The organism is Tessaracoccus bendigoensis DSM 12906, assembly GCF_900141915.1.
GTDB lineage: Bacteria > Actinomycetota > Actinomycetes > Propionibacteriales > Propionibacteriaceae > Arachnia > Arachnia bendigoensis.
Genome location: NZ_FQZG01000043.1, coordinates 1 through 12,785 on the forward strand (window position 1 = coordinate 1; position 12,785 = coordinate 12,785).

Here is a 12,785-nt window from a genome sequence, read left to right on the forward strand (position 1 = left end):
CCACCTGGCACACGGCGCAGACACCCGACCACAACATCTTGAAGGACTCCGCGGAAACCTCACGATGGACGTTTCGACACGGTCCCCGGCGCTCCGCGCGGTGGGACCGGCTCAACCGACCCGCAAGCCCAGCTCAACCAACCGGCGGTTGAGCCCGCCTCATGAGGAACGAACGAGGCGTGGTCGTTACCACCTGGCACACGGCGCAGACACCCGACCACAACATCTTGAAGGACTCCGCCGAAACCTCACGATGGACGTTTCGACACGGTCCCCGGCGCTCCGCGCGGTGGGACCGGCTCAACCGACCCGCAAGCCCGGCTCAACCGACGCGCAAGCCCGGCTCAACCGACGCGCAAGCCCGGCTCAACCGACGCGCGGACCGGCTCAACCAGCCGGAGACCCGACCGTCCGCTCACGCGCGACAAGCCTGAACAGGTGCTCCGAGGAGTAAAGGCCCAACGCCACGAGGGCGGCGAGGAACACGGGGAACGCCCAAGGTCCCGTCCAGGTCGAGATCACACCGAACAGCGGCGGCGCCAAGGTCGAGCCGAGATAGGCCGCGGCCATCTGGATTCCGATGATGGCCTGGGAGTTGTCGCGACCGAAGTTGACCGGAGTGGAGTGGATGATCGCCGGATAGATCGGGGCGGAGCCAAGCCCTGCAATCACGAGACCAACCAGCGCAGGAATCGGCGTCGGCACGGGCAGCGCGATCAGGGCGACACCGATCCCCAGCATGATGAAACCACCCCGGATCAGGTGTCTGTCCCCGACACGGTCGGCAAAGAAGCCGGCGAGGAAGCGACCGCCGGTGATCCCGAGCACGAAGAGTGAGGCAAACGCGGCGGCCGTGGCCACATCGACCCCGCGGCCGTTGACCAGATAGGTCGACGCCCAGAGGATCGATGTGGTCTCCAGCCCGCAGTACGCGAAGAAGGCAATCAGGATGGCGACCACGCCGCGGATGCGCAGGGCCTGCCCGAGAGGCACGTGTCCCCCGCTTCCTGCGGCGTTCGCTTCGCCAGTCCCCTCGCCTTCAGTGACCCGATCGCTCTGTTCGGACGTGCGGACCGGCGCCGCCTTCCCCCACAGGGGGAGGCTCACGATGAGCACGAACGTCAAGACGGCCTGGATCAGGCCGACGATCCGGTAGGCAGACGTCCAGCCCAGCCCTGCCGTGATGGCGTAGCTCATGATGAACGGGCTTACGGAGGCACCAACCCCCCAGAAGCTGTGCAGCCAGTTCATGTGGCGCGCGGCATAGTGGAGGGCAACATAGTTGTTGAGGGCCGCGTCGACCGCACCGGCGCCCACGCCGTAGGGGATGGCCCACAGGCACAGCATCCAGAACGCGTCGGAGACAGAGAACCCGATGAGAGCGAGGGCGGTAAGCCCGACGCTGACGGCGGTCACAAGGCCCGCCCCCAACCGGCGAGTCAGCCGCTCCGAGGCGAGGCTGGAGGCGATGGTGCCGCCGGCGATGATCATGGTGATGATGCCGGCGAAGGCTACGGGCACACCGAGGTCCGCGTGCATGACAGGCCAACCGGATCCGACAAGGGAATCCGGCAGCCCAAGGCTGATGAAGGCGAGGTAGATGATCGCGAGCAGGATCGAGTACACGTCTGGGTGATGCCTTTCGGGTCGCCGGATTGGCCGGGGAGCATGGGGTGCTTCCGCTTCGTGCGCAGCCACGTGCCGAGCCTTGGGGGAAGCAGTTAGCAGCATATCCCAGATGTGTACATCTGTACCTATCGCCTCATGGGATGGTCACGCCGTGGGCGCGTTGCCCGCTGCCGCTTCCCACTTGGTGAGCCGTTCGATCCCCTTTGCCACGATGTCGGGATCGCGCCGTTCGGTGTCGAGAGCTTCGTGGATGGTCAGCCCCTCAATCAGGGCATCCAGAAGCCGGGCTGTCATCGGGTCGAAGTGCCGCTCCAAAGCGGTCCGGCTCCGACGCATCCAGCCATTCGTGAGTTGTCTGTAGGCGGGATCGCGTGCGGCCAGGGTGTAGAGCTCGTGGGTCAGAACGAGGTCACGCTGCGAGCCGAAGACGTCGTTCGAAATGATCGCGGCCACCGCGGTGCGAGCTTCGGCAAGGTCGGCCGCCTCGGCGAGGCGGCTCTCGAACCGTTCTGCCACCGTCGTTGAGAAGACCTCGAACGCCTCCCTCAGCAACTCGTCCATGCCGGAGAAGTGATAGGTCATCGATCCGAGGGGCACGTCGGCTGCCGCCGCAACCTTCCGGTGAGTCACCCCTGCTACCCCACACTCGGCGATCACGTCGAGGCAGGCGGCCACGATCCGCTCACGCCGCTGCGGGTCGTGCCTGCGGGTGCCCGCGCGCCCGGGTTGGGTGTCGTCTCCCATCAGAGCGACCTGATGACCCGCGCAGGGTTACCGACCGCGAGCGAGCGGGGCGGGATGTCGCGGACCACGACGGCGCCGGCCCCGACGACCGAGTCGTCGCCGATCGTCACACCAGGGCAGATGATCACCCCGCCGCCGAGCCAGACGTTGTCGCCGATCGTGATGGGTTTCGCGGACTCGAGCTTGTCGCGCCGGGCTTGGGGCTCGAGCGGGTGCTGCGGCGTCAGCAGCTGGACGTTCGGGCCGATCTGGCAGTCTGCGCCGATCCGGATCGGCGCGACATCGAGGGCCGTCAGGTTGTAATTGATGAAGGTACGCGGCCCGATCGAGATGTTCTCGCCATAGTCGACGAACAGTGGAGGTCGGACGGTGACTCCTTCGCCGAGTTCCCCGACGAGGTCCGCGAGGCTCTGCCGGGCGCCCTCGTCTCCGGCAACGCTCTCACGGTGGTAACGGACGGCCAGCGCGGCGGCACGTGCCATACGCGTCTCCAGGTCAGGGTCGTCGGCCAGGTATGGGTCGCCGGCGAGCATCCGCTCACGCTGTGTCCGCGGGTCACCTGCGAAGTAGTCGTCTGCCATGCGGACAACTGTACGCACCTGCGCCGGTCGAGCCGCCTCGTGAGGGATGAATGAGGGGTGTCGAAACCAACCTGCGCCCGGCCCAGGGTCCTGACCGCGGGTTCTTGAGAGAGTCTGCGGGGAACGCCACGTTGGTTTCGACACGGGCCGCTCGCAAGCTCACGGCCCGGCTCAACCGTCGACGTCCCCGTTCATCCAACGCTCAGCACGACTCAGTCGCCGACCAACTCGATGATCGCGTCCACCACCTCATCGGGGGTCAGAAAGGTCGAGTCGATCACCGTCACACCTTCGGCCGCGTCCGTGAAGTTCGACACCGTCGAGTCGTCCCGGTCGCGGCGCAACACCTGATCGGTCACCTCCGCCTCGGTCGCCCTGCCCTCGACCTCGGCGGCGCGCCTCGCGACGCGGGCGTCCGGGTCGGCGACCAGCAGCACCCGCACGTCGGCGTCTGGCGCGACGACCGTGGTGATGTCGCGCCCCTCAACGACGATGCGCCTGTCGTGGGCCGAGATCAATTCCCGCATCCGCCCGGTCAGCAGGCGACGCACTTCGTGGTTCGTCGCGACCTCCGAGACGGCCGCCGAGATCCTCGGCTCCCGGATCGCTTCGGTCACGTCTCGCCCGTTGATCGAGAACCGGGGCGTCTCCGGTGAGGTTTCGCACACCAGGTCGGCCTCCTCGACCAACCGGGCGACATCCTCTTGCGACGCCCCGTCGGGGAACCGCGCCAGGTACTCGGAGGTGGCGGCGCGGTACATCGCGCCGGTGTCCAGGTAGCCAAGGCCGAGCCGCCTCGCCAGGAGCTTCGCCGCCGTCGACTTACCCGACCCGCTCGGCCCGTCGATCGCGAACAGCAACGATCCGTTCATTTCCTGCTCCCTGACCATGCGTGCCAGCCCCTCTCCACAATGTTGGCTCTCAACTGCTCGGCGACCTCACGCTCCACCGAGATCGACAGGTAGCCGAGCTGCCTGATCTGGTCGTGAGTGAGCTCGAAGTCCTCGACGTTGAAGCCCGCCTCGCCGATGTCGGTGAACAACCTGGCGAGGGCGCGCGGCTCGTCGGGGATCTCGACGGTGACCTCGAGCACGTCGATCGGGTCCTGCCCGTGCTTGCCGACCAGCGACAGCGCCCCGGCCTGCCCCATCCCCAGAAACTTCTCCAACTGCTCCGGCCGCTCGAGCTGGTCAATCAGGAACGCGAGGTCCTGGGCGACCTCAAGCAGTTCGTGGCGCACCGCCGAGGCGTTCGATGTGAGGATCTGGCGCCACATCGACGGGTCGGATCCGGCGATCCTGGTGACATCGCGGATGCCCTGCCCCGCAAGTTGCAGGTTGTCCTGCGGGACCTGGCGTAAGTGGGAAGCGGTGAGGATGCTCATCAAGTGCGGCACGTGGCTGACCTGCGCGACGGCCACATCGTGCTCTGCGGCGGGCATCGTGACGACTCGGGCGCCAACGTCGCGGGCCAACTTCTCGATGACGGCGATATCGGCCGGGGCGTTCTCAGGTTCGGGCGTGACGACCCAGGTGCGATCGCGGAACAGGTCGCCCGAGGCCGTCAGCGGGCCGGTGAACTGCGAGCCTGCCATCGGGTGCGACCCGACGTAGCGCCGGTGCTCCGGCGCGAGCCGGTCGATGGCACGCAGGATGGGGGCCTTGACCGACCCCACGTCAGTGATGACGGCGTCGGGGAACTTCTCCAGCACCTCGGCTACCAGTCCCGGGATCACATCGGGCGGGGTCGCGACCACGACGACGTCGGGGTTGTCCGTGCTCTCATCGGAGACGCGACCGGCCCCGAGGCCCGCCGCGACAAGTGCGTGAGAGGCGGCGATGTCCCATAAAACGACGTCGTAACCTGCCCTGGTCAGCGCCAGACCGAGCGACGAACCGACGAGCCCGGCACCGAGGATCAGTACGTTTTCAGTCAAGGTTCGCCTCATCACGCGACAGGCGGCGGAACACCCGACGGCGCCCCGTCCCCCGCTCGAGCACGGCAGCCTCGAGGTGGGTCGACGACAAAGCCCGACGCACCCGCCCGATCGCCTCACCCAAAGGAGCGGCTGGGTCGAACCCTTCGCGGAGTTCGGCCGTTACCCGCTCGGCGTCGCCACCGATCACCGCCAGGTCTGTCTCGTCGCTGATGACGCCGTCGTAGCCGATTCGGTAGAGCACGTCACCGGCGGGCAGGTCGCCCAGTTCCGCGACGATCAGCTCCACCTCGAACGGCTTCTCGGTCGACGCGAACACGCCACCCAACTGCTGCGAGTACGCCCCGGCGAGGCTGCGTCCGGTGACGTCGCGCCGATCGTAGGCGTAGCCGCGCAGGTCGGCGTGCCGGATGCCCGCGATTCGCAAGGCCTCGAACTCGTTGTAGCGACCCACTGCGGCAAACCCGATCCGGTCGTAGATCTCTGAGACCTTGTTCAACGTCGTCGAATGGTTGTCGGCCACCATCGCGATACCACCGCCGTAACGCAGGACGGCGACGGCGCGGCCGCGGGCGATGCCCTTGCGGGCGAACTCGGCCCGGTCAAGCATCAGCTGCTCCGGGCTGACATACATGCTCATACTCACAGCGCGTACCCCCTCGGGCCGTCGGGTCGACCTGAGCGGGCCGCGACGATGGTTTCGGCCAGCTCGCGGACGCCGTCCTCGGACCAGCGCGCGACGCCGTCCGCGGAGGCCCGCATCACGAGGGGGAAGATGCCGCGGGTCAGGTCGAGGCCGGAGGTCGCCGAATCGTCGTCGGCGGCGTCGTAGAGCGACTGGAGGAGCGCGGCGACGGCAGCGCGTTCGTCGGCTTCCGGGTCGTGCAGTTTCTTCAGCGCGCCGCGGGCGAAGGCCGCTCCGGAGCCGACGGAGGTGAACTGCTGTTCCTCGTAGCGTCCGCCGGTCGCGTCGTAGGTGAAGATGCGGCCGCGCTCGGCGCGCTGGTCCCAGCCGATGAACAGCGGCAGGACGACCAACCCCTGGAGGGCCTGCGCCAGGTTCCCGCGGATAAGCGCGCCGAGCCGGTTGGCTTTGCCGTCGAAGCTCAGGCCTACGCCCTCCACCTTTTCGAAGTGCTCGAGCTCGACCTGGAAGAGTCGCACCAACTCGATCGCCATTCCTGCGACCCCTGCTACGCCGATGATCGTCTGCTCGTCGGCGGAGAACACCTTCTCGATGTCGCGCATGGCGATCTCGGAGCCCATGGTGGCGCGGCGGTCGCCCGCCATCACGACCCCGTCACGGTAGCGGGCGGCGACGATGGTGGTGCCGTGTACTGCGGGCAGCGCGTCGGGTGACACCCTCGGTAGGGTGTCCGGCGCGACCTTGCGCAGGTACTCCACGAAGGAGGGGGTGTCGTCAGGCAGGTGGGTCACCCGAACATCCTAATGGGCGAGCGACTGAGGCCCACGCCAGACGGACCTGGCTAGACTCCGGCCATGCGTCGATTCGGTTGGTTGGTTGTTGATCTGGTTCTGGTGGTGGTCTTCGCCGCAGTGGGGCGGGCGTCGCACGGGGAGTCGGTGGCGGGCACGTTCCTGACAGCCTGGCCGTTCCTGGTCGCCTGCGTCGCGGCGTGGGTCGTCCTGCTCTTCTTGGGTGACGACGGCCTCGGCTGGCGGGCAGGCCTGATCGTCTGGCTGGTTACGCTGATCGGCGGCATGGCGATCCGGGTCGCGGCTGGCGACACGGCCGCCGTCGCATTCATCGTCGTGGCAACGCTGTTTCTCGGTGTGACGCTGCTCGGCTGGCGCCTGGTCGCCCGGCGAGTGGGCGTGGGTCGCGCCTGACCTTGAGCACTATCCGGGGTTCGATGCCCGAAAACGGCCACTTTAACGTTCCAACAGCCATCGAACCCGAAATAGTGCTCAACGCCTACCCAACCCCAGCGCCCGCGCCACCCAGTTCGGCGGGGATGTTGGCGGGGCGGGGGCCCTGGTAGTCGGCACCGTAGGCGCCCGGTGCCGGGCGACGCTTCCGCATCGGCGCCGAGACGCCCTGCGCGAGCCGTCGCGACGTGATCAGGAAGCCCGTGTGCGACGACGTGCCATGGCCAGGCCTGATCGCCAGACCCTCCGCGTGCCAGTCCCGCACCGTCGTCTCGGTGGCGAGAGGTTCGGTGAACCCGCCGTGCGCGCGCAGGGTGTCGGCGACCCGTCCGAGCTGGGTGGCCGTAGCGACGTAGCACGTCAGCACCCCGCCGGGCACCATCCGTTCCCCAACCGCTTCGACGCACTCCCACGGCGCGAGCATGTCGAGGACCGCGCGGTCGATGGGCTCGTCCGTGATCGACTCGACGAGGTCGCCCACCGTCAACGTCCACGCCGGATGTGACCCGCCGAGGAAGTTCTCGACGTTGGCACGGGCGACGTCGGCGAACTGCTGGCGCCGCTCGTAGGAATGCAGTGCCCCGTCCGGCCCGATGGCGCGCAGCAGCGCCAACGTCAGGGCCCCGGAACCGACGCCGGCCTCCAGCACCCGGGCACCCGGGAAGATGTCGGTCCACATCAGGATCTGGGCGGCGTCCTTCGGATAGACGACCGCGGCGTCGCGCGGCATGGAGACCATGTACTCGTTCAGCACCGGCCGGAAGGCCAGGTACTGCATGCCCCCGGCCGAGGTGACGGTGACACCCTCGGGCCCACCGATCAGGTCGTCGTGGCTGACGGCGCCCTTGGTGGTGTGCCAGGTGGCACCCTCTTTCAGCACCACCGACTTTCGCCTGCCCTTGCTGTCGGTGAGGGTGACGCGGTCACCTGCCTGCAGGTTGCCGGTGTGCACGCCGGAGAGGTTCATCGCCGGTTTCCCTTCGCTTCATGCCAGATCCCGAGCAGATCCGGCCAGGTTGTCGACGCCAGCCCGTCGCTGGAGATCACCATCCTCGGGTGGGACTCGAGTTGGGCGAGGACCGGCACAGCATAGACGAATGCGCCCGCGGCAAGCGCCGACGCGGTCCCTGGCACCGAATCCTCCAGCGCTATCGAGCCGTCCGAAGAAACGCCGAGCCTCTCCATCGCCAACAGATACGGGTCGGGATGCGGCTTCGACCTGGCGACATCGTCGCCGTGTACGACGAACTGCACCGCAGGTGGCAGCAGGTCGACGGCGGCCGCCATGATCGTCCCGTTCGACGCGGTCACCACCGCGGCAGGAACGCCGTCATCTGCCGCTTCCTCGAGCAGTTCGAGCGCACCGGGCAGGAACGGCAACCCGTCGCGACGCAGCTGGTCTGCGATCCGCCTGTGCAACTCGTCGTGGATCTCCTCATGCCGGTCGGGCCGACCGATCGCCTCGGCCATCTGTCTCGTGGTGATGGCGGCGCTCTGCCCGATCAGCGAACGCATCATGTCCTCGCCCCAGACGACGTCATGGTCGGCGAGCATCTCCGCCTCGGTCTGGGCCCAGATCGGTTCGGTGTCGACGAGGGTACCGTCGAAGTCCCAGAGGACCGCCTCAGGCCTAGCCCGCATTGAAGTACTTCGCTTCGGGGTGGTGCAGGATGAACGCGTCGGTGGACTGCTCGGGGTGCAACTGGAGTTCCTCGCTCAACTCGACCCCGATCCGCCCCGGTTCAAGCAGGCCCATCAGCTTGACGCGGTCCTCGAGGTCCGGACAGGCCGGGTAGCCGAACGAGTAGCGCGAACCGCGGTAGGCCTGGTCTCGGATGGCCTCCGAGACGGTGCCCTCCTGGGCGCCGAACCCGAGCTCCAATCGGGTTCGGTGGTGCCAGAACTCCGCCAACGCCTCGGTCAGCTGCACAGACAGGCCGTGCAACTCGAGGTAGTCGCGGTAGGCATTGGCCTCGAACAGCTTCTGCGTTGCGCCGGCCACCTCGGAGCCCATCGTGACGACCTGGCAGGCGAACACGTCGGGCCCGAGCTCCTCGGCCTCGGCCCGGTCGCGGAAGAAGTCGGGGATCGACAGGTGCCGGTCGCGACGCTGCCGCGGGAACGTGAAACGGGTCAGTTCCCTGGTCCAGTCGTCGGGATCGCCGATCACCAGGTCGCGACCTTCGCTGTAGGCGGGCCAGTAGCCGTGCACGACGGCGAAACCGCCGATCTGCTCGGTCTTGATCCGGTCGAGCCACATCCGCAGCCGCGGCAGCGCCTCGGTCTTCACGAGCTCCTCGTAGCTGGGGCCGCCCTTGATCGCCCGCATGCCCCAGCGGCCCATGAAGGTGGCCCGGTGGTCGAGCCACTCGACGATCTCGGCCAGCGCGATGCCCTTGACCACCCGCGACCCCCAGAACGGCGGGGTCGGCACCTCGACCCGGCGTTGGACGTCGGAGCGGGGCAGCGAGTCCTGGTCGACCTCGTCGACGACCTCCACCTTGGGGTAGCGGCGCTTCTTCGGCTCCGGCAGCTTCGCGCCGGGCAGGCCCTGCTTGACCGCCATGACGGCATCCATCAGCGCGAGCCCCTCGAACGCGTCCTTGGCGTAGCGCACCTCCCCCTCGAACAGGTCGCCGAGGTCGTGCTCGACGTAGGCCCTGGTCAACGCCGCTCCACCGAGCATGACGGGGTACTTGTCGGCCAGCCCGAGCCGGTTCAGCTCGACCAGGTTGTCCTTCATCACCAGGGTCGACTTCACCAGCAGCCCCGACATCCCGATGGCGTCGGCCTTGTGCGCCTCCGCGGCCTCGACGATGGCGTTGATCGGCTGCTTGATGCCGATGTTGATCACCGTGTAGCCGTTGTTGCTGACGATGATGTCGACCAGGTTCTTCCCGATGTCGTGTACGTCTCCGCGGACGGTGGCCAGCACCAGCGTGCCCTTGCCGGAGTCGCCTTCCGCCTTCTCCATATGGGGTTCCAGGTACGCGACGGCCGTCTTCATCACCTCTGCGGACTGCAGCACGAACGGGAGCTGCATCTGGCCGGAGCCGAACAGCTCGCCCACGGTCTTCATGCCTGCCAGGAGGTCCTCGTTGATGATCTCGAGGGCCGCCTTGGTTTTCAGAGCCTCTTCGAGGTCCGCATCAAGGCCCTTGCCTTCACCGTCGATGATGCGACGGCGAAGCCTCTCGGCCAGCGGAAGCGCGGCCAGTTCCGCGGCACGCGTGGCTTTGGCGGAGGCCGCGGTGACCCCCTCGAACAGCTCCAGGTACCTCACGAGCGGGTCGTAGTCGCCGTCGCGGCGGTCGTAGACCAGATCGAGGGCGACCTTCCGCTGCTCTTCCGGGATGCGGTCCATCGGGAGGATCTTGGCGCTGTGCACGATCGCCGAGTCGAGGCCGACCTGGACGCACTCGTGCAGGAACACCGAGTTCAGCACGATGCGGGCGGCCGGGTTCAGGCCGAATGAGACGTTGCTGACGCCGAGCGTGGTGCGCACCCCGGGGTAGCGGCGCTTGAGTTCGCGGATCGCTTCAATGGTCTCGAGGCCGTCGCGCCTGGTCTCCTCCTGGCCGGTGGCGATCGGGAAGGTGAGGCAGTCGACCAGGATGTCGCCGACGTCCATGCCCCAATTCCCGACCAGGTCGTCCACCAGCCGGGAGGCGACGCGCACCTTCCATTCGGCGGTGCGGGCCTGGCCCTCCTCGTCGATCGTCAGCGCGACGACGGCGGCGCCGTGCTCCTTGACCAGGGGCATCACCTTCGCGAAGCGGGATTCGGGGCCGTCGCCGTCCTCATAGTTGACGGAGTTGATGATGCTGCGGCCCGCCAGCCGCTCGAGGCCGGCCAACAGCACGTGCGGCTCGGTCGAATCGAGGACGATCGGCAGCGTCACCGCGGTCGAGAGCCGGAACGCGAGCTCCGACATGTCGGCGGCGCCGTCACGACCTACGTAGTCGATGCACAGGTCGAGGATGTGCGCACCGTCGCGGGCCTGGGCCTTGGCGATGTCGACGCATTCATCCCAGTTCCCCGCCAGCATCGAGTCCCGGAACGCCTTTGAACCGTTGGCGTTGGTCCGCTCACCGATGCTGAGGTAGCTGGCGTCCTGTTCGAACGGCACCTCGATGTAGAGGCTGGACGAGGCCCGCTCGTCCTCGACCTCGCGTGCGACGACCTCCTGCCCGCTGAACCGCTCGGCCAGCAGCCGGATGTGCTCCGGTGTGGTGCCGCAGCAGCCACCGATCACAGCGAGCCCGAACTCGCCCAGGTACTGGCCGAGCGCGTCGGCCAGTCCTTCCGGGCTTAGCGGGTAGCGGGCACCGTCGGCGGTCAGTTCCGGGAGCCCGGCGTTGGGCATGGCGCCGACGGCGATGCCTGCGCGACGCGCGAGATGGCGCAGATGCTCGCTCATCTCCGCCGGGCCGGTGGCGCAGTTGAGGCCGATGCAGTCGATGCCGAGCGCTTGGAGCGTGGTCAGCGCCGCGCCGATCTCGGAGCCCAGCAACATCGTCCCGGTGGTCTCGACCGTGACGTTGACCATGATCGGCAGCTCGACGCCCGCCTTCTCGCGGGCGCGTTTCGCCGCGATGACCGCGGCCTTGGCCTGCAACAGGTCCTGGCAGGTCTCGATCTGGACGGCGTCGATACCGCCACGGATCATGGCCTCGACCTGGGCCTGGTAGGCGTCACGGACGGCGGCGAACCCGATGTGTCCCAGCGTCGGCAGCTTGGTACCCGGGCCCATGGAGCCGAGCACGAACCGGGGATGTTCGTCAGTAGCGAACTCGTCGGCGACGGTGCGCGCAACGCGGGCCCCGGCCTCCGCGAGCTCCTCCAACCGGTCGACGATGTCGTACTCCCCGAGCGCCGCCAGGTTCGTGCCGAACGTATTGGTTTCGACGGCGTCAGAACCGGCCTCGAAGTAGGCCCTGTGCACGGCGGCCACCACATCTGGCCTTGTCACATTGAGAATCTCGTTGCAGCCTTCCAGCCCGAGGAAGTCATCTTCGATGGACAACTCGCCGAAGGACTGCAGCATGGTTCCCATCGCCCCGTCGGCGACGAGGACGCGGCGGTTCAGGAGGTCAGTCAGTGAGTTTGGCACGCGGCAAGGGTACCCGCACCGGGTAGGGTGAACGAATGCAGTTCGCGAGCATGGATGACCTACGCAATCCCGCCATCGCCGTCGCGTTTTCCGGTTGGAACGACGCCGGCAACGCGGCGAGCGACCTGCTGCGTCACCTGAACGGCAGCTATCCCGGCACTGATCTCGGCGTCATGGACGACGAGCGCTATTGGGACTTCCAGCAAACCCGCCCGATGCTGCACCGGGAGGCCGACGGCCCGTGGATCGAGTGGCCGGCGATCAGGATGCGCGTGGTCCACCACCCCGAGCGCGACATCGTCACGGTGCTCGGCCCCGAACCCAACCTGCTGTGGCGGACGTTCTCATTGGAGCTGATCAGGGCACTGGTCCAAATCGATCCCGAGATCGTGTTGTTCCTCGGGGCCATGCTGAGCGACGCCCCACACAGCCGCCCGCTGCCGGTCGGCGTCTATTCGGCCGACCCCCAGATCGGTGAGCGGTTCTCTGTTGGGGACAACGACTACACCGGCCCCACCGGGATGCTGGGCGTGGCCGGCCAGTTGCTCCTGCACGAGCAGATCCCCAGCGCATCACTCTGGGTGTCGGTCCCCCACTATGTTTCGACGCCGCCGAACCCGAAGGCGCAGGAGGCGCTGCTGACCGAACTTGAGGCCGTGTTGCGGATCAGCCTCGACCACGCGGAGATTCCCGAAGAGGCCGTCAAGTGGAGCGAGGCGGTCGACCAGTTGAGTCAACAGGACCCGGAAATCGCCGAGTACATCGAACAACTGGAGGAGGCGCGCGACGCGGAAGAGGTCGAAGGCGCCACCGGAGACACGATCGCGGCCGAGTTGGAGAAGTTCCTGCGACGCCGGGGCGACGATGGTCGCTCCACTGCCTGATGGGCACG

At 67.6% G+C, this 12,785-nt stretch carries 10 protein-coding genes and 1 pseudogene; 2 read left to right on the forward strand and 9 right to left on the reverse strand.

The window, feature by feature from the left end:
• Positions 1 to 387 precede the first annotated feature (387 nt).
• From BUC15_RS11720 to prcB, 7 genes are all read right to left on the reverse strand, one after another.
• Positions 388 to 1,626 (reverse strand): MFS transporter, encoded by a 1,239-nt coding sequence (locus BUC15_RS11720; protein WP_073188490.1) that lies wholly within the window; start codon positions 1,624 to 1,626, stop codon positions 388 to 390.
• 147 nt (positions 1,627 to 1,773) lie between these two features.
• Complete coding sequence (locus BUC15_RS11725) at positions 1,774 to 2,373, reverse strand: TetR/AcrR family transcriptional regulator (protein ID WP_073188492.1); 600 nt, start codon at positions 2,371 to 2,373, stop codon at positions 1,774 to 1,776.
• Positions 2,373 to 2,954 (reverse strand): sugar O-acetyltransferase, encoded by a 582-nt coding sequence (locus BUC15_RS11730; protein ID WP_073188494.1) that lies wholly within the window; start codon positions 2,952 to 2,954, stop codon positions 2,373 to 2,375. The genes BUC15_RS11725 and BUC15_RS11730 overlap by 1 nt, the downstream gene beginning before the upstream one ends.
• A 212-nt stretch (positions 2,955 to 3,166) precedes the next feature.
• Complete coding sequence (gene cmk, locus BUC15_RS11735; protein ID WP_073188496.1) at positions 3,167 to 3,826, reverse strand: (d)CMP kinase; 660 nt, start codon at positions 3,824 to 3,826, stop codon at positions 3,167 to 3,169.
• Complete coding sequence (locus BUC15_RS11740) at positions 3,823 to 4,902, reverse strand: prephenate dehydrogenase (RefSeq protein WP_073188498.1); 1,080 nt, start codon at positions 4,900 to 4,902, stop codon at positions 3,823 to 3,825. Before BUC15_RS11740 ends, cmk begins: the two co-directional genes overlap by 4 nt.
• Positions 4,883 to 5,530, reverse strand: coding sequence for a proteasome subunit alpha (gene prcA, locus BUC15_RS11745; RefSeq protein ID WP_245787966.1), 648 nt, complete (start codon positions 5,528 to 5,530; stop codon positions 4,883 to 4,885). Before prcA ends, BUC15_RS11740 begins: the two co-directional genes overlap by 20 nt.
• A 2-nt stretch (positions 5,531 to 5,532) precedes the next feature.
• Positions 5,533 to 6,327: a proteasome subunit beta gene (gene prcB / locus BUC15_RS11750; RefSeq protein WP_084189548.1), complete on the reverse strand. Its 795-nt coding sequence runs from the start codon at positions 6,325 to 6,327 to the stop codon at positions 5,533 to 5,535.
• A 63-nt stretch (positions 6,328 to 6,390) separates the two neighbouring features.
• Here prcB and BUC15_RS11755 point away from each other — a divergent pair, with 63 nt between their 5' ends.
• Entirely contained in the window at positions 6,391 to 6,741 is a 351-nt protein-coding gene (locus BUC15_RS11755) for a DUF3054 domain-containing protein (protein ID WP_073188502.1), read from the forward strand.
• 85 nt (positions 6,742 to 6,826) lie between these two features.
• Here the strand turns inward: BUC15_RS11755 and BUC15_RS21270 are convergent.
• A pseudogene (locus BUC15_RS21270) lies at positions 6,827 to 8,421 on the reverse strand (HAD-IA family hydrolase).
• Complete coding sequence (metH, locus tag BUC15_RS11765; protein WP_073188505.1) at positions 8,411 to 11,893, reverse strand: methionine synthase; 3,483 nt, start codon at positions 11,891 to 11,893, stop codon at positions 8,411 to 8,413. Before metH ends, BUC15_RS21270 begins: the two are co-directional and overlap by 11 nt.
• 35 nt (positions 11,894 to 11,928) lie before the next feature.
• Here metH and BUC15_RS11770 point away from each other — a divergent pair, with 35 nt between their 5' ends.
• The gene (locus tag BUC15_RS11770) at positions 11,929 to 12,777 is read left to right on the forward strand and encodes a proteasome assembly chaperone family protein (RefSeq protein WP_073188507.1); all 849 of its coding nucleotides are present in this window, start codon (positions 11,929 to 11,931) and stop codon (positions 12,775 to 12,777) included.
• Positions 12,778 to 12,785: the final 8 nt, after the last annotated feature.